At 45.5% G+C, this 24,523-nt stretch carries 15 protein-coding genes; 1 reads left to right on the top strand and 14 read right to left on the bottom strand.

Annotated elements, in window-relative coordinates:
• Window positions 1-159 (bottom strand): helix-turn-helix domain-containing protein (locus tag A37S_RS26775; RefSeq protein WP_084163963.1); only part of this gene is annotated, 159 nt, incomplete at its 3' end.
• A gap of 226 nt (window positions 160-385) precedes the next feature.
• Here A37S_RS26775 and A37S_RS0118620 point away from each other — a divergent pair.
• Window positions 386-1,723: a pseudouridine synthase gene (locus A37S_RS0118620; protein WP_028298301.1), complete on the top strand. Its 1,338-nt coding sequence runs from the start codon at window positions 386-388 to the stop codon at window positions 1,721-1,723.
• Window positions 1,724-1,784: 61 nt separating this feature from the next.
• Here A37S_RS0118620 and A37S_RS0118615 read toward each other — a convergent pair whose 3' ends face one another.
• From A37S_RS0118615 to lacZ, 13 genes are all read right to left on the bottom strand, one after another.
• Complete coding sequence (locus tag A37S_RS0118615) at window positions 1,785-3,695, bottom strand: amidophosphoribosyltransferase (RefSeq protein WP_028298300.1); 1,911 nt, start codon at window positions 3,693-3,695, stop codon at window positions 1,785-1,787.
• A 401-nt stretch (window positions 3,696-4,096) separates the two neighbouring features.
• A complete protein-coding gene (locus tag A37S_RS0118610) occupies window positions 4,097-5,413 on the bottom strand; it encodes an ammonium transporter (protein WP_028298299.1) in 1,317 nt (438 codons plus the stop codon).
• A 297-nt stretch (window positions 5,414-5,710) separates the two neighbouring features.
• Window positions 5,711-7,261 carry a RagB/SusD family nutrient uptake outer membrane protein gene (locus A37S_RS0118605; RefSeq protein WP_036603166.1) on the bottom strand — a complete coding sequence of 517 codons (1,551 nt, stop codon included), beginning with the start codon at window positions 7,259-7,261 and terminating at the stop codon, window positions 5,711-5,713.
• A 15-nt stretch (window positions 7,262-7,276) separates the two neighbouring features.
• Window positions 7,277-10,294: a SusC/RagA family TonB-linked outer membrane protein gene (locus tag A37S_RS0118600; RefSeq protein WP_028298297.1), complete on the bottom strand. Its 3,018-nt coding sequence runs from the start codon at window positions 10,292-10,294 to the stop codon at window positions 7,277-7,279.
• 821 nt (window positions 10,295-11,115) lie between these two features.
• Entirely contained in the window at window positions 11,116-12,594 is a 1,479-nt protein-coding gene (locus A37S_RS0118595; RefSeq protein ID WP_036603163.1) for an NADH-quinone oxidoreductase subunit N, read from the bottom strand.
• Window positions 12,595-12,609: 15 nt separating this feature from the next.
• Entirely contained in the window at window positions 12,610-14,205 is a 1,596-nt protein-coding gene (locus A37S_RS0118590) for a complex I subunit 4 family protein (RefSeq protein ID WP_342663612.1), read from the bottom strand.
• A gap of 9 nt (window positions 14,206-14,214) precedes the next feature.
• On the bottom strand, window positions 14,215-16,227 hold the full coding sequence (gene nuoL, locus A37S_RS0118585; RefSeq protein ID WP_028298294.1) for an NADH-quinone oxidoreductase subunit L: 2,013 nt from the start codon (window positions 16,225-16,227) through the stop codon (window positions 14,215-14,217).
• Window positions 16,227-16,532 (bottom strand): NADH-quinone oxidoreductase subunit NuoK, encoded by a 306-nt coding sequence (gene nuoK / locus A37S_RS0118580; protein WP_028298293.1) that lies wholly within the window; start codon window positions 16,530-16,532, stop codon window positions 16,227-16,229. The genes nuoL and nuoK overlap by 1 nt, the downstream gene beginning before the upstream one ends.
• Entirely contained in the window at window positions 16,529-17,068 is a 540-nt protein-coding gene (locus A37S_RS0118575) for an NADH-quinone oxidoreductase subunit J family protein (RefSeq protein ID WP_028298292.1), read from the bottom strand. Before A37S_RS0118575 ends, nuoK begins: the two co-directional genes overlap by 4 nt.
• A gap of 2 nt (window positions 17,069-17,070) precedes the next feature.
• A complete protein-coding gene (locus tag A37S_RS0118570; RefSeq protein ID WP_028298291.1) occupies window positions 17,071-17,631 on the bottom strand; it encodes a 4Fe-4S binding protein in 561 nt (186 codons plus the stop codon).
• A 46-nt stretch (window positions 17,632-17,677) separates the two neighbouring features.
• Window positions 17,678-18,751: an NADH-quinone oxidoreductase subunit NuoH gene (nuoH, locus tag A37S_RS0118565; RefSeq protein ID WP_028298290.1), complete on the bottom strand. Its 1,074-nt coding sequence runs from the start codon at window positions 18,749-18,751 to the stop codon at window positions 17,678-17,680.
• Window positions 18,752-18,868: 117 nt separating this feature from the next.
• The gene (locus A37S_RS25265) at window positions 18,869-21,214 is read right to left on the bottom strand and encodes a glycoside hydrolase family 95 protein (RefSeq protein WP_051293290.1); all 2,346 of its coding nucleotides are present in this window, start codon (window positions 21,212-21,214) and stop codon (window positions 18,869-18,871) included.
• 22 nt (window positions 21,215-21,236) lie between these two features.
• Window positions 21,237-24,434 (bottom strand): beta-galactosidase, LacZ type, encoded by a 3,198-nt coding sequence (gene lacZ, locus A37S_RS0118555; RefSeq protein WP_211229822.1) that lies wholly within the window; start codon window positions 24,432-24,434, stop codon window positions 21,237-21,239.
• Window positions 24,435-24,523 lie beyond the last annotated feature (89 nt).

Here is a 24,523-nt window from a genome sequence, read left to right as displayed (position 1 = left end):
CTTGTAGACCCCTTTGGGATTACTGTTGCGCTTAACCTCCCGGCTGACTACCGATTTGTCCCTGCCGATGATAACGGCGATCTCCGAGATCTTCTTTCCGCTCGCTCTGTAAGCCTGGATTTCGTACCTTTGTTCCAGGGTTAAATGTGATTTTTCCATTCGCAATTCAAAAGTCGTTTTTTTCCCTTAAACATGCCAATTGGGGGTACCCCCAATTGGCATGTTTATTTCAACCTTTGTTGCATTTCTTAATTGAACTTACGGTAAATACCAAGTTTTATACGTAAAATATATGTCTCAAAAAACGATCGTTTTCTGCTCGTATCCGCTTTAAATCAATATTTTTTTACGTACCTTTGTACTCTTATTTTCATTGAAAAAAATTATGCCATTTAACAACAAAAGGAACAGTCGTGACGACAAATCCGGCAAATCAAGGCCCTCTTCCTACCCCAAAAGGAACAGTGGTGACCGTAATTTCGAAGACCGAAAAGGAAATTATTCCGAAAACAACAGCCCCCGCCCTTACAATAGAGATCGAGATGAACGTCCCTCGCGCGACGACAGATCGTCCAATGTAGACAGACGAGGCGACAGAAATAGAGAAGAAAGATCCGGAAATAGACCTGCCCCATATAACAATAGACCCTATCAAGAAGACAGGCGTCCATTCAATGGTGACAGAAAGAGATATTCGGACGATTCCACCAGAAGCGATAGAACGACAGATAATAGGAAAACATCCTACGGTGACCGTGACCGCTACAATAGAAACGATCGCCCCTTTAACAAAGGTGACAGGCCGTATAATAGCAGGGAGGAGCGCCCATACAAAAATGACCGGCCGTCCGACAGGGATAATTCCAGGCCTCCCTATAGGGAAAAGTCGGAAAATCGCTTTGACGACAGAAAGAGACGCCCTTCTTATAATGACAGAGAAGGCGGTTCCCGTCCGAGAAAGGGCAATGGGGCATCAAGGCGCTATGAAGTGGAGCCAAAAGACGATGGACTCATCCGCCTTAACCGATACATAGCCAATTCTGGTGTATGCTCTCGCCGAAAGGCCGATGAACTGATTGCGGCAGGAGTGATAATGGTCAACAATGAAGTAGTAACCGAACTGGGAGTAAAAGTTGACCCCTCAAAGGACGAAATCCGTTATAATGGCGAACGTCTTAAAAGGGAAAAGATGGTGTACGTATTGCTCAATAAGCCCAAGGATTTTATTACCACTACCGATGATCCCCAAGAGCGTCGTACGGTAATGCAACTTGTAGAAAAAGCTTCCGATGAGCGTATCTACCCTGTTGGACGGCTGGACAGAAATACCACCGGGCTGTTGCTGATGACCAATGACGGCAATCTGGCCGAAAAACTGTCACACCCTAGGAACAACATTACCAAAATCTATCAAGTAGAGCTCAATAAAGGCCTTACTCAAGGAGATTTCAACAAACTGGAATTCGGCATAGAACTAGAAGATGGATTTATCAAGCCAGACGATCTTAGCTACGTTCAAGGAGGTAGCAAAAGGGAGGTCGGTATCCAGATACACAGTGGGAAGAATCGTATCGTACGTCGCATGTTTGAATCCCTGGGCTATGATGTCATTAAACTAGATCGCGTAGTCTACGGTTCTCTTACCAAAAAAGACCTGCCACGTGGTCGTTGGAGATACCTAGAAGAAAGGGAGATAATTCAATTGAAGCATCTTATCAATTAAACAAAAAAAGGATGGGAAAACCCATCCTTTTTTTATTAATCGCATCCCTAGGATGCATTTTTTATGCAGAATAATATGCTCTGATATTCTTGCCTTCTACCCAGTTCATAAAGGCTCTGTTGACCACCTTATTTCCACCAGGAGTAGGATAATCACCGGAAAAATACCAATCGCCTTTGTTCTTTGGACATGCAATATGCAAATCTTCCAATTTTTGATAGACGACCTCTACCTTTGCATTGATGCCTAAGGGCGTCACAATGCGCGCTATTTCTTCTGAAATTTCGTCATCCGTAAAAGGAGCATATATGGCCTTCACGTGGTTTTCTACCAGCTCCTTATCCATATCTTGTGATTCCAAGCATTTTTGGTAAACTTCATCAATGATATACGTCATACCATTCCTCCTCAAGAGAGATACAGCAGCTTCAAAAGCAACAAATTCTCCCATACGGGACATGTCTATGCCATAGCAATCGGGATAGCGTATCTGCGGTGCTGAAGAAACAATGATGATCTTTACCGGATTTAGTCTATCCAATATCTTTAGGATGCTTTGCTTTAAGGTGGTTCCACGCACAATGGAGTCATCCAATGCGACTATCGTATCGCGAAAGGGCTTCACCACACCATATGTCGTATCATACACGTGTGCTACCATATCCTGGCGGTCGGCGTCCTGAGTGATAAAAGTACGAAGTTTAGCATCCTTAATGCTGAGTTTCTCAAACCTAGGAGATATGCTGAGCATCTCATCCAGCTCCTCGTCGGAAATTTTATCTGCACGCTTCAATAGGGTATCCTTTTGGAGTTTCCGCACATAGGCGTTCACGCCTTCTTCCATACCATAAAAGGCAACCTCTGCGGTATTGGGAATAAAGGAAAACACGGTATCCCTAATGTTGTAATTGACAGACTCTAGCACACGAGGCACAAGTAAGCGCCCCAAATGCTTCCGCTCCTGATAGATCTCGGCATCGCTACCCCTTGAAAAATAAATACGTTCGAAAGAACAGGCTTTTAACGGAGCGGGTTCCTTGAAACGCTCTTCCGTAATAGTTCCGTCCTTTTTTATGATAAGTGCATGCCCTGGCTGTATCTCCTTAATGCTTTCAAAGGGCACGTTAAATGCCGTCTGTATAGCCGGCCTTTCAGAGGTTGCTACCAATACTTCATCATCCGCATAATAATATGCAGGCCTTATCCCTGCGGGATCGCGCATCACGAAAGCGTCACCGTGACCAAATATACCGCTAATGGTGTAGCCGCCATCCCAAGTTTTGGCAGAGCGCCTTAAAATCTTAGCTACGTCTAGATTCTTAGCTATCAATGCACTGATTTCCACGTTGGAATAGCCTTGTTGCTTGAAATGATCAAAGAGCACTTGATTCTCGGTATCCAGAAAGTGTCCTATCTTTTCAAGCACTGTCACGGTATCCGCCTGTTCCTTGGGATGTTGCCCCAATTCGAACAGCTGCTCCAGTAATTCGTCAACATTCGTCATGTTGAAGTTCCCGGCAATCACCAAGTTACGGCTCATCCAATTGTTTTGCCTAAGAAACGGATGACAGTTTTCAATGCTATTCTTGCCGTGCGTACCGTAACGCAAATGGCCGAGCAACACTTCGCCGGTAAAACTGAGGTTTTCCTTAAGCCAGTGTGGGTCTTGGAATCGATCTGGGTATTCTTCTTGGGCAGCGGCAAACTTGCGCTGCACATATTCAAAAATCTCCGAGACCGCTTTCGCCCCCATGGCCCTATATCTGCTGATATAGCGGTTACCTGGCTTCACATCAAACTTTATGGTCGCAATACCGGCGCCATCTTGCCCTCTATTGTGCTGCTTTTCCATTAAGAGGTAGAGCTTGTTGATGCCGTAAAGGGATGTGCCATATTTTTCCTGGTAGTAGGATAATGGCTTCAGCAATCGAATGAATGCGATGCCGCACTCGTGTTTAATTGAATCGCTCATAGTAGGATTTGAGCAGGCAAAATTACACAATAAAATCAATAAGTATTATGCATTTATAAAATGAAAAAAATAAGTGCGTAAAAAATGAAGATGAGCTTACAAATGAGGTGTTTATCTATCCCTCAACACGAAAGCTATTTTTTCTTGTGGACAATCCATAAACCGTGTACATCTACCTTGAGCTTTGTTAACATCTGTCAAGATTTTTTTGATCTAAAAATGAGAAGAGGGAACAAATATCATCGCATGCGCAGCGGTAAATGAAACACCAAGGCAATAAAAAAAATGAAGGCCCCAGAACTGGGGCCTTCCATCAGAACAAAAACTAAGCTAACAACGCCTGATGTTTTATTATTCCCTTGAGATCGTCACGACCTTACCGGAATAGCTGTTTGGGTTGATTAAAGACTTTCTCCATGCTGGGACAAATCGAGCCCCATCTCTTCTTCTTCCGGACTTACTCTCAATTTACTGATCGTATCGGTCACCTTACAAATGATAAAGGCCATGACAAGGGTGAATATCACCGCTCCTATTAAGCCCAGTACCTGCGCAAAGAACAATGATGTCTCTCCAAAAATAAGCCCATTCGTATCTATGTCGGGGTTTATCTTGGTAGAGGCAAATACCCCTGTCAATATCATACCTATCATTCCCCCCACACCGTGGCTGGGGAATACGTCAAGCGTGTCATCCACATTGGAGCGAGTAGCTCTCCATTCTACCAACAGGTTACAGATAACCGAAGTGACTACACCTATAATGAGCGAGTGCGGTATGCTGACGAAACCTGCGGCTGGCGTAATGGCCACCAGTCCCACTACTACACCAATAGAAACGCCCATAGCAGTCGGTTTTTTCCCCCTGGCAGCGTCAAAGAATATCCATGCCAATGCCGCAGCAGCAGATGCGGTAGTCGTAGTGGCCAAGGCCGATGCAGCCAATTCATTGGCACCGAATGCCGAACCGGCATTAAAACCAAACCAACCAAACCACAGCAGCCCCATGCCGATCAATACATAGGTTACCCTGGCAGGATTATGATTGCGATCGTTTCCGTTCTTCAAGTAGATAGCAGAAACAAATGCCGTAACGCCCGCAGACATATGCACTACGGTGCCTCCCGCAAAATCAAGAACGCCCATATTTGCCAAAAGCCCGTCCGGATGCCAGGTAGCATGTGCCAAAGGAGCATATATCAAGATAAAGAACAAACAAACAAAAAGAATATAACTCGTAAAACGAATACGCTCTGCAAATGCGCCGGTGAATAGTGCCGGTGTTATAATGGCAAACTTCAATTGGTACATGGCAAAGAGCGCAAAGGGAATAGTAGGGGCTCCGGGCCAATTAGGCCCTCCCAATACGCCATCAAACATAAAGTAGGTAGCGGGATTTCCTATCACGCCTCCAATAGATTCTCCGAAAACCAAGCTAAAACCAAAAACCACCCATATAACGGCTACCAAGCACATGCAAATAAAACTTTGCAGCATGGTAGAGATGACATTTTTCCTCTTCACCATGCCCCCATAGAAAAATGCTAAGCCAGGGGTCATGATTAACACCAAAGCCGTAGAAGTGAGCATCCACGCAACATCAGCAGGATCGTACTCCACCGAGTTTACATCATTTAAAGGGATTGACGGAAAAATAAGCGCCAAAACCACCAATATTAACAGAAAAACAAAAGGAATAGTAGATTTTTTCGACTCCATGTTTAGATTTTACCTATATTTTCGCCAAATATATACAAGAATTGTCAATATTTTAAAAAAAATTGAAATTTACACCCAAAGGATTTAACACAAGTCTGTATTTTAAGCAAAAACACATCAAAAAAACCTGATTTGCAACCCTTAATGTTTACCATGATTTCGGATAGCGACACTGGAAGCACAGAAAGAAGAAACACACTCGAATTTGTAACGCTATTGACATATTCATGAATGGAAATGGAAAGGTTATTTTCCGGAAGCGATATAGCTCCGGAAAATAACTTTTGTCTTTTACTTTTAATAGCCTGGGTTTTGTTCCAAATTTGGATTAACAGCCAATTGCTGGCTCGGTATGGGATATACTAGAAGATGAGGATCTGAACGGGTGGTTCTTACCTGTCCCGGCTCCAAGAACTTACCAAAACGTATCAGGTCCTGCCTTCTCCATCCTTCCCAATATAACTCCCGACCACGCTCATCGATCAAATCGTCTAAAGTAAGCGTGGAGAATGCCGCAGCACCACGATTGGTTCTGATGGCATTTACTAGAGCCAAAGCTTCGGCTGGTGAGCCTGTACCACCACGTAATATGGCTTCGGCCTTCATCAGCAAAACATCGGCATACCGAAAGACCACCCAATCGTTGTTACGCTGTCCGGGAGGCACACCATAGTCGAAAGCATATTTCATTACCCTGATGCCAGCGGTTTCCAGGGTGATGCCCGATGTCCTGATGGAAATCTCGCGGGTAAACACCAAAGGTTGGGTGGGTGGATTTCTGGCCATCAGCGCTTGTCCGGTGTTCATATTGTACTGTTGTCCAGCGAAGAAGCCCACGTTCTTCCTTCTATCGGGATTGCGCATGGTGTCCGCGGGGTACTGGTAGTAAATGCCCAAGCGCTCGTCCCCTTCATCAAACAAATCGTAGTAGTTGGAGAGCGTTGCCCAACCATTCCAACCACCTGGCACCATATGATAATGAGCAACTGTATTCCATGTTCGGTCTATGTTACCTCCCCTCACGCCAGTTTCGTTGTATAAAGTAAAGATGTTTTCTTGGGACGCCGAATGATTGTGCGGTGCGAAATTATCGAAGTATCTGCCGGGAGACGAGATGGTATATCTGTTGCTAGCGGTAATCTGATTGGCCAACTCGATCACTTGGCTCATATCAGCCGCCTCAAAAGTGGGAACCTGCCTGTTGAGAAATACACCCTTGTTCAGATATAGCTTCATCAACAGTGTCCTGGCTGCATTTTGATTAGCCACATAGGCCGCACCACTGCTTGGCAGGTCATTCATGATGGCATTCAGTTCGCTGGCGATAAAATCTATGGCCTCTTGAGCTTGGAGCGTGATGGGGTCCAAGCGAAAATCATCCAAGTCTTCCCGGTAAGGCACTACGCCCCATAAGTTCAACACATCATACATGCTGAGTGCCCTGATAAACCGAGCTTCAGCGGCTTGTTGTGCCGAAGGATTGTTGCGCAATACGTTGGAGGCCTGGAATTGCACGGTAGACAGGTTGTTGAACGTTCCGTTCATGTACCCATTATCAGCATTCCAAGTATGAAGGTGTATGGCCCGGTGCAATCCATTGTCATCCCAGTCGCCTCCACGGGTGGGTGCTATGGCCGCATCGGTGGAAATTTCTTCCAATACCCATCGCTGTTCCTGTTGGTAGGGCGTATTTAGCGCCAGATAAGCGCCGATCAACAAATCTGAAGTATTCACCGTCGAGACTCCTTGTTCCAATTCGCTCCTAAGCTGTTCGTTCAAGTTGGTACAGGAGAATGACAATCCGGCGATAACCAATAATATGGTATTATATAATCTAAGATAGTTCATGATTCCAAATTTTTACTACAGTGAAAAATTAATGCCTAAAAGAAAGGTCCTAGCGGGCGGATAAGGGAGGTACTCAATACCCAGAGAAGGGATACCATTGTTCGCGCCATCTGTGTTGACTTCCGGATCAAAACCGTTGTAGCCCGTAAGGATAAACAAATTCTGGCCCGTAAGGGATACATTCATGTTTTTAATGCCACCACCGATGTTGCCTACGCTATACCTCAATGTCAGGTTTGACATTTTCAGGAAATCCCCCTTTTCAAGGTACCTATTGGAAGGTGCAGCCGAATTGGATGTTGACTCAGTTGCCTGCGGATCAAAGAACACGTGACCAATATTCCGGTTCGACAGGTTATTTACTCCCAATACCGTGGCCATGGTATTGTTGAAAATATAATGCCCAAATGCTCCGTGCATATTGGCTGTGGCACTCAGTCGCTTATAAGCAACATCGGTGGTGATACCCAACAAGTATTTAGGGTTTGGACTGCCTAAGTAAAACTTGTTTTGTGCGGGATCTACGTCCATACCCACCGTACCATCGAGTGCTCTGTACATGCTGGTTCCCGTTGTCGGGTCAATACCTTCAAATTGGGCCAAATACCATACATTAAGCGGTTGGTCGCTTACCATCCGTTGCCCCAAAACTCCCGAAAATCCTTGCCCCCGTAGTTCTGCGGTTTCATAAAACCCGGGCAGACCACTTACACTGTTCTTGAGATAGGTGGCATTTGCCCCTAGGTTCCAACTCCAATCTTCTTTCTGGATGATATTGCCCGAAAGTGCTAATTCCACCCCTTCATTAATGATTTCTCCATCTAGGTTCACCCATATCCGACCACTAGGCGCTGGTTGGGCAATGGTCCGCTCAAACAGGGCATCCGTCGTTGTTTTGCGGAAATAATCGATTGAACCAGACAACCTACTTTGAAACAAGCCGAAATCAATGCCCGCATTGATGGTGGAAGAGCTTTCCCACCTCAAATCTGGGTTGCCGTAGTTAGCCTGTGCGATACTCTGTGCACTGAATACGTAACGGTCTTTGGACGCGCCCGAAGGGAATTCCTGGTTGCCCGTTTGCCCCCACCCCAAGCGTAGCTTAAGATTGCTGATATGCTCACTGCCCTTTAGAAACGATTCATTGGAAACGTTCCATGCAAATGCAAGGGAGGGAAAATTGGCATATCGGTTGTTTTCCCCAAATTTTGTAGAACCGTCTCTTCTTACCGTACCGGTAAACAAATACTTGTCTTGATAGTTAAGGGTTGCCCTGGCGAAGTACGATTGAAGCTCATTGGTTGGTGTTCTAAAGGAATTGATACCTCTGTTGTTGGCAATGGAATACTGCAGATAATTAAAATAGTCTATGTCTCCCATATCGGAAAAGCCACTTCCACTTGCCGAATTCCACCTGGTATCAAAACTAAGGTATTCATAGCCCACAACGGCGTTCAAGTTTAGCGAGGAGGCGATCTCTTTGTCAAACGAGAGCGTATGCGTAAGCTGGTGGTTGGTTTCCGTATCGTTGCCGACAAAAGCGGAACCATTGTTCACGTCATTCGGATTGATCATACCGGCAATAAAGCGGCCCGTCCGTCGCCCTGCTTGATGCGTCAGGCTGTACATGAGCTTATACTCCAGAAAGTCGGTTATCTTGTAGGATGGAGCGATGCTAGCGATGAGCGTATTCACCACCGCATTGTCTCTATACGCTTCCAAGGATGTAAGCGGGTTTCTTAGGTCGGGTGTTTGAAACGTCAACCTGCCTTCGCTATCTCTCAATGGAAGCGTGGGGTTCCATTGCAGCGCCTGGGAAATCACATTGCCCGTAAAGCCCACTCCAACATCTATGGGTGCAATATTTTCATCTGTTTGTGTAGCCAATAGGTTGAAATCCAAGCCTAATTTCTTGCTCTCCAGAAACCTGAAATTGCTGTTGACATTGGCTGTATATTTTTTGAGACGGGAGGTCTCAATAATTCCATTCTGATCTAAGTACCCTGCCGAAATCCGATAGCGACCATCCTGATTGCCGCCAGTAACATCCACAGAGTAGTTCTGCGTAACGGCAGACCGGGTGATGGCATCAAACGCATATACGTCTCCACCGAAATCGGTGGCATCACCCTCCAGCCCATAGGCCTGTAAGGTCTGCCTAAACTCAGCTGCGCTCAACACCTCAGGTCTTTTCAGCAGGTTGGAAAATCCCGTCGAGGCCATCACGTTCAATGTCGGGCTGCCCGCCTGGCCACGCTTAGTGGTAATGAGCACCACACCATTGGCCCCCCGGGAACCGTATATGGCCGTAGCGGAGGCATCTTTCAAGATGTCCATACTAGCGATATCATTGGGGTTGAGGTAATTGAGCGGATTACCGCCATCTGACCCATATCCTCCGGCACCACCGGGGCGTGCGGAAGTCCCCGACAAGGGAACACCATCCACCACAAACAGGGGATTGTTCCCTGCACGGATGGAGGAATTTCCCCTGATCCTCACGGTAGTGGAACCACCAGGCTGACCGGTATTGTTGATGACCATCACGCCTGCTGTTCGGCCCTGGATGAGCTGATCAGGTGCTACAATGACCCCTTGATTGAAATCTTTTGCCTGCAAAGACGCTACAGACCCCGTAACATCCTGCCTTCGGGATACCCCATATCCGATGACTACCACCTCATTGAGGCTTTCGCTATCAGGTTGCAGGGTAAAATCCAACACCTCTTGACTACCCGAAATCGTGACGGTACTTTCGGCAGTCTGATGTCCCACAAAAGAAACCGATACGGTATACCTTCCATTGGGAATATTGGTGAAAGAATAAATTCCCTCTTGGTTGGTTCCCGCTTTCCTATTTAATTCTTTGATATGTACGGATGCACCTACCATTACTTCATTATTGTTGTCTACTATGCGTCCCCGAATTCCTCCGGATTGTGCATAGACATTAGCGGATAAGAGCAACAAAAACACAAATATTCCTCCCTTATCTGGCCGCAGATACTCTCCTAATAGCCTGGTTATTTTCATAATTTTACTGGTTAATCTTGGTTTTACTTAAGTTCTTTTTGGATACCTTATTTATCGTACAAGGTGCATCATGAGCCTCATATTTTTTCGATACTTTGCTAAACTTTGGCAAAGAAAATCTACGATAAGCGACACTTTGTAGGTGCCAGCTTATCACGATAGTGATCCATCATGTTGCCATAACCTATCTGCTGTAGCTTACGCCATTTTAGTAGGTATCGCATAAAGTTGATTTGTATTGCTCTATATCGTTACTAAGCCTCCTTTCTTCAAAAAATGTATTCTTAAATATTTCAAATCATCCATAATCTACCCTTTAAAAACGTACAAATCGGCAAAATCCAGATATACGCTGCCTTGCCACAACATAGAAGATCAATCATTATTAAAATCACTTAAACTATATGCTACAAGTAGCCTATCATTGCTCTGTTGAAGGTTTCACGCAATTGCTTAACACATCATTGACGATTGCGTTTTCAATTCCTCCATAATCTTGCTTCGCTCCCTTTGCTAAATGGGATTCTCTAAATTTTCACTAATTGCCCAGCTAACTTTTGTCAGTCGCGGGCTTACGGATGTTATTTATGGCTTATAATGGTATCAAAAGTACGTCAATGGATACATAATTCCAAATTCTTTTTAGCGTTTTAGTATCCAATCGTATTCTTTCTCTTCATTAGGTAATCATCTCAAACTCACGCAGTATCTTGCACCCTTTAATTGATGCCATCGCTTACAAAATGGTATATGTGTACTCAAAGAAGAATGGTTCCAAACAGTATAAACGAAACAGTTTTATAACCTGTTTATGGGGGGAGTCAATAAAAGAAAGAGGGAAATATCCCAATGAACAACAGCGTTAGCGCCAATATTATACTAAATAAAGACACCAATCGCCAATTGCCCCCTCTGTTAATGGCATTTCCTTCTTTGAGAAACAAATAAAGAGGAATTTTGAAATAGAAAAACAAAGCCACTACAGTGGCCAATGCTCCAGTTATCAATAGCAAGAGTATCGTTAAATCGCCACTGGACTGATAAGCCGTAAATGTCCCCGCAAAGATGAACAGTTTGGCTGCAAAGCCCGCCGTGGGAGGCAACCCAGTCAAGGACACCATCGCTACTGCAAAGCCTACTCCCCACAGCGCGTGCACCTTACCTAGACCTCTCAGTTGCTTGATGTTTATGATACCATGGTCTTCTTCTAAATGCCCTATCAAGGAGAAAACCCCCATATTGGTCAGTAGATAGACCAAGAGATAGAAGAATATGGCGCTATACCCCTGCAAAGGATCCGCAACGACCAGCATCATCACAAAACCCGTATGCCCGATGGACGAATAAGCCATCAGTCTTTTCAAGTTCTGTTGCCTTAACGCAGCAAAATTTCCCACGAGCATAGTTGCAATACTTATCACTATCAAGCCATAGCGCAAGTACTCCCACAACTCCCCCCCCACGGCTATATACACCTGTAATAAGCGCAACAAAAATGTAAAAGCCGCCAATTTGGGAGCCGTAGAAATAAAGCCCACTACGGCTGCGGGAGCACCTTGATAAATATCTGGACTCCAAAAGTGAAACGGAACGAAAGAAAGCTTGAATCCTAGCCCTACAAAAATCATGGATATGGACAAGGCCAACATAGGCCGCTGCATCAGACCTAAAGCAAACCCTTCCATGTTTTGCAAGGACAAACTGCCGGTAAGGCCATAAAGCAAGCTCATGCCATACAGCATGAAAGCCGAGCATACCGTGCCAAACACCACATACTTTACCGCTGCTTCGCTCTGCTTGCGATCCCTCGCCAAATAACCTACCAAGATATAGGACGCCACAGATATCATCTCTATAGCCACATATACCAATAGCCAATTATTGGCCATGATCCAGATATGAAGACCTAATAATAGGACGAGCAGGATACTAATCAAATCGTTTATACCTTTTTCGTGTGCGGTAAAGAACTTGCTAAGGTGGACAAGGACAATAAAAAAGAGAGCCGCAAAAATCAACAGGAGCTTCATCTTTGCCAAACCGCCTTCTAGGTACAACATATCGCCAAATAAATAAAACCCAGGCTCTAATGCCAACTGCTTCCAACTAAAATAGGCTGACACCAGCAAACCCAAAACAGCTATCAAGCTGGTTATCGCGTTTTTCCTGGCAAGGAAAAGGCCGCTAAAAATGCTTAGCAGGAAAGTAATCACCAAAGTCACCTCCGGTTGTAAAAAAGCCAAGCCAGAAACAATACCATCCAACAAATCACCCAACTGAAAAAGACCGTCTTGCACCATCGCTATTCCTCTTTTTTAATTGTAGTTATTTATCAGATTTACCAATGAAAGCACCGAAGCGTTCAACTTATCGAATACCAGTGAAGGACAGATTCCTAACCATAGCGACAGCAACAGCAAAGGCCAAAAGGCCAGCAGTTCGCGCTTACTTGGTTCGGTCAACGCCTGCTCCCAAGCCAGTCCACCACGCAGACGCGTACGGCCAAAAAACATGCGTTGCAATGTCCACAACAAATAGGCCGCTCCCAACAAGATTCCCAACGTGCCTGCTACGGCCATCCAATGTGGTATGAATCCATTAAGATTCTCCGAGTTGAAGGCCCCAATAATGCTGAAGGCCTCGGCGATAAAGGCAGAAAAGCCCGGAAGCCCCAAAGAGGCAAAAAAGGTAATTGCTACCATTACGGTAAATTGGGGCATGATAGAAGCTAGACCACGGAAGCTGTAAATCATGCGATCGTGCACCCGATCATATAGCATACCCACCAAAAAGAACAGCGCCACAGACAACAATCCGTGACTGATCATCTGAAACATGGCCCCGCTGATGCCCTCCGGACTAGCCGATGCAGCGCCTAGCAGTACAAAGCCCATGTGGGATACCGATGAATAGGCCACCAGCTTCTTCAGATCTTCTTGTGCCAAGGCATTCAATGCACCGTAAATAATGGAAACCACGCCTATAAAGCCGAGGTACCAAGCACACTGTGATACCATATCGGGGAAAATACTATAGCAAACGCGAAAGAATCCATAGCCTCCCACCTTGAGCAAAATACCCGCAAGCACGATAGAAATAGGCGTGGGTGCCTCCACGTGTGCGTCGGGCAACCATGTATGGAGCGGCACAATGGGTAGTTTAATGGCAAATGCGATGAACAGCACTACAAACGCGATCAAACGTGCAGATACTCCCCACAAGTCGGAGGACGATGCCATTGAGAACAGACTATCTCTTCCATAATTGTCGGGATTCATCATGTGCAGCATATTGAACGTGTGTGCCCCCGTATCTGGGTCCGTGACCGAGAAATAAAGTCCCACCATGACCAAGAGCATGAATACCGAACCAAATAAAGTATAAAGAAAGAACTTGATGGCGGCATATTCCCTTCGCACACCACCCCATATCCCTATCAAAAAATACAGAGGTAAGAGCATCAACTCATAGAAAACGTAAAACAAGAGGAAGTCAAGTGCTGTAAATACGCCCATGACGGAAGTATTTAGCAAAAGCAACAGGGCAAAAAAGCCTTTCAGCTGCTTTTCTAGTCGCCAAGACGACAACACTGCTACGGCCATTACTAGGGATGTCAATAATAGGAAAGGCATGGAAAAACCATCTATTCCAAGAAAGTAATCTGCCTCTAATTTCCCCAAACTTCCCAAATCCATTCTGATCCACGGCAGTTTTTCCACAAACTGATAGCTGGCTGGATCGGCTACGCCTGCCAGAGCTCCATCAAAGCTTACGTATACATAAATAGCCAGCACCAGTTGTACCAAACTGGCTACTAGCGCAATATATTTGTAAGCATTGCTTAAAGACTGTGGAATAAACAAAACCAAAGCCGCAGCAATCAAGGGAATAAAAACCAATAAGGTCAACATCGTCAAATACTATATAAAATTAGCGTATATTATCATTAACAAGAATACAATCAGCATACCGAGCAAGTAACGCTGTACTTTACCTTTACGTCCATTGCGCAGTAGCATGCCTATTCCTTGTGCCAGGTTACCTACCCCGTTTACCGCACCGTCAAGTACATAACGGTCCACCCACGCAGCCAAGCGACCAGATAGCTCAACTAGGTTGGCTACCAAGAGCACCAAACCGTCTATTATTTTCACATCGAAACGGTAAAGAGCGCCCGAGACAAAAAGCAAGGGCTTAACAACACCCTTTTCATACAACCGGTTTAAGCCATACTGATGGTAGGACCAATCATAGAGCATACCAGATCCTTTCAATGGGTATTTACCTTTGGCATACCATCTCCAAGCCAAAAAAATCAACACGATACTCACGCTATTGATAGCCGCTGGGATCACCGTATGGTATATATTTACTCTTTGCAGCAAGTCGGTACGCTCCAGCCCATTCAACAACCAAGTATCTTCAAAAACCAAGGGGTTATAGGAAAACACGAAAAACAAACAGCATCCAGCCAGAAGGACCATGGGCCACCTCATTAGTACGGGCGCTTCATGATAATGTATCGCCTTACCGATTGACAGCGATAGGCGATTTTGCCCGTAAAAGATCTTAAAGAGCCAACGAGCAATATAAAATGCCGTCATTCCGCTTGCTATCATGAGTAGCAAAGGGATAAAAACCCAAAAACCAGCCTGATAATTGGCCCATTCAAATGCAAATATTAAAAGGGCATCTTTGGATAGATACCCAGCCGTCAAGGGAAGTCCCGCCAATGCCGCTGCTCCAATCAAGCTGAGCACGAAAGTTGAAGGCATCGTCTTACGCAATCCACCCATCAACCCGATATCCTGTGGGTCTATCTGTAGCTTATGTTTCTCCTTCTGATGCTGTATTTCATGAATAACTGCTCCAGCACATAAAAACAGGAGGCACTTGAAGAAGGCATGCGTCACCAAATGAAAAATAGCTGTCCCTATCTGGCCAATGCCTATAGCCACCATCATAAATCCCAGTTGAGAAATAGTTGAAAAAGCCAATACCCTTTTAATATCACGCTGGGTCAGGGCTATACTTGCTGCCACAAAAGCCGTTATGGAACCTACCGTAGCAATCGTCATAAGCACCGTATCATTGAATAAAGGCGATACGCGCGCCAGCAGGAAGACCCCAGCTGCTACCATGGTAGCGGCATGTATCAAGGAAGAAACGGCCGTTGGCCCTTCCATGGCATCTGGCAGCCAGATATGCAAAGGAAATTGAGCAGATTTGGCCATTGCTGCCAGAAAGAAAGCCAATCCAGCCCAAGTGAGGTACGAGGCATCTGCACCACCTTCCTTCGCAATCAGGCCATCATGGCCAAACAACTGTGCCAAATCCCAAGTACCAAATTCGCTGAATAATATTGCCAAGCCTATCAGGAAGCCCAAATCGCCAAGTCTATTGATAAGAAAAGCCTTTTTATTGGCCTTGATGGCGGCATCTCGCTCATACCAAAAACCAATGAGCAAGTACGATGCAAACCCTACCAGTTCCCAGCACATGTAAAGCAAAAAAAGACTATCTGCCACTACCAGTCCCAACATGGCAAAACAGAAAAGACTAAGATACATCCAATAGCGCCTTAGCCCTGTATCGCCTTTCATGTAGGAAAAAGAATAGATATGGACAGGCAAGGCAACAAGGGGCACCAACACCAGCATGACAAGACTCAAGTTGTTGACCAAGATACCAACAGTTACGGTGTTCGTACCTATGGTAAACCAGTCATACCGCACGTGTAGCAATTCCCTATTCCAAGCCGATATGGCCAAAAACAGAGACAACAGCAATGATATAGCAATGGCGACGGTAGATACCACACCGCTCTTTTGCCTTTTGCCACCTAGAGCATAGGTCAAAAAAGCCAAAAATGGTGCAATGACGGCAATCAATGCAAGCACCAACATGACCTTATGTGTGATAAACTGCTCCATTAATCTTTCAAACTATCAAAATCAGTAGGATCTACACTCTTAAAGTGGCGGTATACCTGTAACACGATACCCAAAGCTACTGCAACCGAAGCTGCTGCCAACACGATGACAAAGAGGGCAAAAACTTGCCCTCCAAAGAGCACTTTGTCGTATCGTCCAAACGCTACCAGGTTTAGCACAGATGCATTGATCATCAACTCTACTCCCACCAGCACCATAATGGTATTTTTTTTTGTAAGTGTGGCATAAAGCCCTATAGCAAACAAAAGCGCGCTCACGATAAGAAAGTGGTCGAGAGGAATCATGATTTCCCTCCTTTCCTAGCCATATGGGCTGCCCCCATTAATGCCATCATCAAGAATACCGATACCAGCTCAAAAGGTAGCAGATACCGTGTCATGGTATTTACCCCCAAATAATGAACAGTATTGTCCGTTGTCGTGATTATTCTATTTTCCTGTTCGGCATCTCGTATCCATTGCGGTGGCGCGCTTGCAAACTGTAAAAAAGTATAACCCATGATGGTGCCTAGCAAAATGACAACTAACAATGCAGGCCAGCGAGGCAAACCAAACGTCCCTTCCTTCACATCATTGAGCAAGGTTTTATTAGACAACATAAAGGCAAAGAGCATCAGCACAAGCACACCTCCCACATAAATAATCACTTGAGCAAGAGCCACAAAATCGGCCAGGGCAAAAACATAAAGGCCCGCTAAGGCGAAAAGAGTTAAAAAGAAAAGAAAAAGAGAGCGAACGATGTTGCGCATGGCTACCAAAAGAGCAGCAGAACCTACGGCAATAAAAGCCAAGAAATAAAATACAAAGAGCTCTATAGCCATAGCTATTTCTTCTTAGCCGCCTCCTTTTCGGCCTGAAAACTCGTCCATTCTTTCCTACGCTGCTGTACCTCGGCATCGCTCATGTTCGAAAACTCATAAGTCAGCGCCGTCAAAGACTGAAAACTGCGATCGTAGTTGTCAGTCATGACGATGCATTCAGTAGGACAAACAACCGTACATAAACCACAGTACATGCATTTGCCCATGTCGATATCGAATTTGGCCGGGTAGAGCCGTTTCACGCTGCCATCTGAGGTTTTTCCTATTGGCTCCGGCGACTTGATTGCCTCAATGGTAATACAATCTACGGGACAGGCCTTAGCACACAGGTCGCAAACAATGCAATCGTCTATTTCCACATCCAATTGATAGCGCGCCACTTCTGGTATAGGCATCTTCTCCCTAGGGTATTGTACCGTAGTTATTCCCTCTTGCTTATCAAAATAGTCTTCATCTCTAATGTTCAAGGAGTTGCGCGATTTGCGCGCACCAAAAAGATGACCAAGGGTTATACCCAGTCCCTTCCATGCCGTTACAAACGCTTTTAAACTTTTTCTGAACATCTTTAATATCTTTTTATGTAAAGATCTTACGTCTTTACTATTTTACTTATATCATTACCCATAAGCGCCATATACCCGAGATAACCATACACGCAAAAGCTAATGGGGTCAACACTTTCCAGCATAAGGCCATCAGCTGATCTACCCGTAGACGCGGCAGCGTCCAGCGAATTACGATCTGTATGCTCACCAAGAACAAGGTTTTGCTCAATACCCAGAAAATACCCCATCCCATTCCCGTAGTCCAGTCTGCCAAGCGCAAGGTGCCTATATTGGGTAGTAGGCTGTTCCATCCGCCCAAAAACAGTACCACTGCTATCATGGCCACCAAAAACATCATACAGTATTCCGCCAAGAAGAAAAAGGCAAAACGCAAGCCCGTATATTCCGTATGATAGCCCGCCACCAATTCAGATTCTGCCTCCGGAATATCAAAGGGAGCCCTATTGCATTCTGCAAGTGACGACAGAAAATAAATGACAAAAGCAAGCAATAGATGAGGCGCCTGAAATACATTCCAAGCTAAAAAACCTCCCACATCCCCCACTTCCCAAAGCCCCAGAAATTTGGCAGAAGAAGTGGTCAGCACACCTTGTTGAGCCGTTATCTCCTGCAAGTTAAGCGACTGGGTAATCATGACAACCGAAATAAGCGAAATACCTGCAGGAATCTCGTAAGACACAATCTGCGCTACTGAGCGCATAGCCCCCAACAAGGCAAACTTATTATTGGAACCCCAGCCAGCCATCAGCACACCTACAGCTTCGACTGAAATAATAGAAATGACATAAAACAGGCCAATATTCAACGATGAAGGGCTCAATTCCGGAGCCCATGGCATGGCAACCATTCCGAGGTATACAGACACAAAAATCAATACTGGAGCTACCGAAAACAGCACTTTATCTGCCCTCGATGGCATGATAAATTCCTTTTGAACCAATTTGAGAATATCTGCCACCGTTTGCAAAAGTCCGAACTTTCCTGTTTCCATAGGCCCCAGCCTATCCTGCACAAAACCAGCAATCTTGCGCTCGGAATAGACGGCATAAAGCGTAAAGAAAGCCATAAAAATGAACAGACCAATGCCGACAGCGATATATGTAATGATAAATATCAAAATGCGCGCAAATTAAGCTATGAAATAGCTGCAAACTTAAGGATTAAGGATGACAAATCAGAAAGCTAATTTTAGTTATTTTGAATGATTCTATTGAACACTAAAACAATAGATTATCTAGGGCCGGAAATATATCGGCTGATCCTTGACAATCGTCAGGATTTTCTCTGTTCCATTGCTCCATAAGCTTAACTGGCCATCTTTTGCTGCCACTATCTTGGCTTCAAGCAGTTCCCCATCTTTCCATTTCAAATCTACGGTGTAGCCACCTCTAGCCCTCAATCCAATTACACTTCCCTCTTGCCACGCATCGGGCAAGGCAGGAAGAAGCCTCATGCTGTTGTCATGCGACTGCAGCAACATTTCCGCTACGCCGGCCGTAGCACCCATATTACCGTCCAACTGAAAAGGCGGATGTGCATCCAATAGATTGGAATAGGAGCCTGAACCGACAAGATCAGCAGGTCTCAAAATCATCTTGTATAATTGATAAGCCCTATTTCCATTCAACAAACGGGCCCAAAAATTGATTTTCCAGGCGAGGGACCAACCGGTTGCCTCATCTCCGCGCGCATCAAGGCTCACCCTAGCGGCATCGGCCCATTTTGGCGTATTGATCGGATCTATTTGCCTGCCCGGATACAAGCCAAATAAATGAGAAACATGCCGATGTTTGTTATTGGCGTCATCCACATCTTCCTTCCATTCCTGTAACTGCCCCCATCTGCCTATTTGAGGTTTCAATATCTTATCTCGTATTAGAAGGGCACTGTCGGCAAAATATTGATCTCCAAGTACAGCCGCTGCTTCAACGCAATTATTTAGAATGTCCCACGCGATCTGATGATCCATGGAAGCCCCGGCCGAAACACCCCCATGTTCGGGAGAATAGGAAGGGCTCGATATCAGATTGCCATGTTCGTCGGCCGTCAAATAATCCATCCAAAACAAAGCAGCTTCCTTCATAATGGGATAAGCTTCATTGCGCAAATAGGCCGTATCTAGGCTATAAGCATAATGCTCCCATAAATGTTGGCTCAACCACGCTGCCCCTCCAGGAAAAAATCCCCACGACAATCCCCAATTGACGCCAGTATACCCAAAAGCATTGTTCATCGTATTGACAATCCAGCCCCGGGCATTGAAATAATCCTGTGCAGACTGTTTCCCAGGCGGCAGCAAACTGCCAATATAGGCAAACAAAGGTTCGTGGCATTCGGCCAAATTCGTACTCTCCGCTGGCCAATAGAGCATCTGCTCATTGATATTGGTGTGATAATCCGCTGCCCAAGGCGGATTAACGCTATTGTTCCATTTTCCTTGCAAATGCATGGGCATGGTGTTTGGACGAGAGGCCGATATCATGAGATAACGCCCGTACTGGAAGTATAATTCTTCCAAGCCCACATCTTCCTGCCCAGAAAAATACAGGCGCTGCCTTTCATCCGTCGGGATATCGTCCCGATGCTGCCCAGCTAAATGAAATTGAACACGGTCAAATAACTGCCTATAGTCCGCCCGATGCTCGTTCCATAGTTGCTGTAACGCAAAAGACTTTGCTTCATCCAGACGTGAAGCTACTATCTGGGCATAATCATTGCCCTTATAAGATGGATATTGCATCACATAGGACGTAGCCGTCGTTTGTATCAACACCAGCTCTTTTGCGCCTCTTATGTTCACCTTGCCATCCGAATAGCTCACCATTCCATCGGTCTGCACCTCGTAGGCCATTTGAAAGGCCATCCCGTTATTGGGCACCTTTCCCTCAAAAACATAACGACCATCTGCAAAGCTTTCTTTCACTTTATGCTGTGGACTAGAAAAAGAAACTTCGTAATCCTCCGCTTTGGTACTTTGAAAACTGTAGACCATCACGCCTTTTGGATAACTGCCAAAAAACCGCCGTTCGTACTTATTTTTTCCAATACTGTAGGACACCTGAGCCGTGGCATTGCTGATATCGAGCACACGTTTATAGTCTTTAACTTCCTGCTTGCCATGTCCCAATTTAACCCATAGATCTCCCATAGGCTGCTGAGCACCATAATCGCCCCATTCGGTACTATCGCCGTTGATGTGTGCTGGAGCAGGTCCCAACATATGCTGTCCTACAACGGCGTGAGCCTCTTTGAGTCGACCTGTACGGATCAACTCCCGTACATGGGCCAAATGCTTCCAAGCGTTGGGCCTATTGCCGAAATTGTACAATGGATTGGCATCTGGCCCTCCAGACCACAGCGACCCTTCCGTAAACTGAATTTGCTCAACAGCGATGCCGCCGAAGACCATGGCTCCCATATAGCCGTTGCCTATAGGCAAGGCCTCCTTCATCCAGTCCTTCGCAGGCTGCGCATACCAGAGTTGCAATGGATTTTCCTGAGCATGAGCAGTGTGCACGGCCGCACATAAAGAAAAAACAATTATCGGGATAATAAGGCAATGCCATTTATTATTCTTCATCGGATTTCAGACCTTTCATGGTCTACTTTACAAATCTAATCAAATAGCTATAACTAAAGTCCTTAAAAGGTATACGGTATTTCTCCATCGGCTGCGCCCCCCAACTGTCTATCCCTTGCACGCCTAACTGCTGCAAGTCCAGATGCATGTATATTTTTTCACCTTCTTCCAGTTCACCAGAGTGATACTGTTTTTTATCCACTTCTGGATCCAAGGCATCCAGGCTATAGGGCAAAGCTGAAAACTGGAGCAGGCTGTCAAGCTGTACAAACTCTAAGCCCCTCCCCTTTGCATTTCGCAAACTCACCCACCGCACATCTGTTTTATTTCCACTTTCTTGGGGGCGTGCATAGGGGAAATATTGTTCCGCCAGTGTTTGGTTGTATAGCCCCACTTCTGATGCATATTTGCGATCCCAATAGTTTTCCCATGGTCCGCGGCCGTAATAAGTGATGCTTGACAGCTCTTTGTTCAACTGCATATCATTGCCTGCTCGCATCATAAGCGGATAGTCGCCCTTTATCGCTCGGAAAGCATTGTCCACTTGAATCTGCCCATCGGCATAGATCGTAAACATTTGTTTAGTGGCAGCATCACCATTTAGTATCGTCGACTCCATGGTGACGATAACTTTTCCGTTTTCTTCCTGTACATCCGTATTGGTCACCTTTGCTTGTTCATAGGCATTCCGCCACATACGCAACTTGCGGTTATAACCGGCACCGATATCGTTATCCGTAGGTGCGCGCCAAAAGGACGGATGCGGGCCGTTCTCTAACAACGTCATCCCATCCTGTTTCAAGGAAACTAAAAGACCTTTTTCCAGATCAAAATTGACCGTAAAGCCCCTCCCGGTCACGGACATATGGCGACCATCGTTTGTCACTCTTAAACTTCCCTTACTTGCCTTGGCCGCCGCTGGCAACCCTTCAGTCGAAGATAAGGCAAATTGCTCATAAGCCTGTATATAACCTATGGGCAGGAATGGTTCTTCTCGCTTTAAAAGGTAACGTACGTTAAGAAAATATTCCTTTCCTTCGGCCTCTCTAAGTTTTTTTATAACCAAGGAGTAATCCTTGCTGGTTCTTGGAGCCACGTCAAGTTGATCTACGGCTCCCCTCTCTACTACCTTGCCATTTTCCAGTAGCTCCCATTCCAACCTAAAATTATCCAAATCGCGGAAGAAATAGCTATTTTCAACGGTCAGCAAGCCATTGTGATAAGTAGACTTGATGTACTGGTGCACTTTCTTCAATTCTACTGCCATAGGTGTCAACTCCCTATGGGCAGTCACCACCCCTTTCACAGAAAAATTATTGTCACTGATATTCTGGTCTACTGGTCCTTCCAATGGAAAATCACCACCATAAGCCATAATGCGCTTGCCGTTCTTTATAGTATCCAATGCCTGATCGATCCATTCCCATACATAACCGCCTTGTAGCGAGGGGTTGTTCTCGATAACATCCCAATAATCCTTGAAATTGCCTAAACTATTGCCCATAATATGTGCATACTCACTCATGATCATGGCTTTCTTTTGCGGTCTTCCGGAAAAACGTAACAGGGATTCTGGACCAGGATATTGCGGCACGTACATATCGGTATTATAGCCCGATGCGCGCTCATATTGAACCGGACGGTCGTCGTGCTGCTTGAGCCAGTCATATGCTTCGTACATATTGACTCCATCACCTGCCTCGTTGCCCAACGACCAAATGAGTACCGATGTATGATTTTTGTCGCGTTCGTACATGCGTAAAATCCGAGAGAGGTGGGTCTCTCGCCAAAGTGGGTCGTTGGCCAGCGTAAATTCTAAGTCATAGTAGCGGCCGTGTGACTCAATATTCGCTTCGTCTATGACGTATAGGCCATATTCATCGCACAATTGCAGCCAGTAGGGATCTGGTGGATAGTGCGAGTGGCGCACGGCATTCACATTGAGCTTCTTCATCATCTCCATATCCTTGCGCATATCCTCTTTGGTAAGCGTATGTCCCGTATGGGCATTATGTTCATGCCTGTTCACCCCTTTGAAGAACACGCGCTTGCCATTAACCAATACATTGGCACCATCAATTTCTATGCTGCGGAAGCCAACCTTCGTGGGAACGACCTCTATTGTTTGGCCATATTTGTCCTTCAAGGTAAGGATGAGCGTATAGAGATATGGGATTTCCGCAGACCACTGCTTGACCTGGGGCACATCTAGCTGTCCAAAATCAATCTCTTTCTTATACCTTCCCAACACCGTTTGGATTCCTTCGGATGACTTGCTGAGCACGAGCTTGCCTGTGGCATCCAAGAGTTGAATATCTACCGAAAAGGTATCTGGCCTACTGGTCAATGTGTTTTTATCGATCTTGTAACTTTGCACCAAAGCCTTTAGGTTCAAGGTACCTGTTTGGTAATTATCCTTTAGGCCAGCGTTCACCTTAAAATCGCGTATATCCAACTGGGGAGTAGCATATAGGTACACATCACGCTCTATGCCCGATATCCGCCACATGTCCTGGCATTCGAGGTAGCTACCTGCACTCCAACGGTACACTTGCAGTGCCACTAGGTTTTCGCCGGGCTCCACGTACTTGGTAATATCAAACTCGGCCGCCAGCTTACTGTCCGTACTGTACCCCACCTTTTTGCCGTTTACCCATATATAAAAAGCCGATTTGACCGCCCCTAAATGAATGAATACCTGCTTTCCGTTCCAGTCTTCGGGCAAATTGAAAGTGCGTCTGTAAGAGCCGACAGGATTATTCTCTGCGGGAATATCGTACGGTGGGTTCAATTTGCTTCCCGTTATTTTCCTACCGGTAAATTCATAAGGATGATTAACATAGATAGGCAGACCATAGCCATTGGTTTCCCAATTGGCAGGAACCCGGAAGTTGTCCCACTTGCTATCATCAAAATCAGCAGCAAAAAAATCCATTGGTCTTTTGTTGGGATCCTGCACCCAATGGAACTTCCATGTACCGTTGAGGGATATAAAATTATCGGATATTTCTTTGTTGCCCTCCTTTGCTTTGTCCAAGCTCTCAAAGGCAAAACCCTGCGCCCGCATGGGCATGCGATTGAGCGATACTACCTCTGGGTCCAACAGTTCATCTGGGAGGCGATTGTCGAGCGTCTGTGCATGTACAATGCCCAAAATGGCCAGGCTAAAAACAAATACTTTCTTAAAACGAGTCAAATCTATCATGATTGGTACTTTCATTGCTATTCAAGGATAATGTTTCTGACGCTGATTTTCAAATCGCAGGCAAACGCAACCGTTTGCGTAATCTCACTTCCATTCAATAATGC

It is taken from the genome of Olivibacter sitiensis DSM 17696 (genome assembly GCF_000427965.1).
Taxonomy (GTDB): Bacteria; Bacteroidota; Bacteroidia; order Sphingobacteriales; family Sphingobacteriaceae; genus Olivibacter; species Olivibacter sitiensis.
This window is presented reverse-complemented; position numbering and strand designations above follow the sequence as displayed.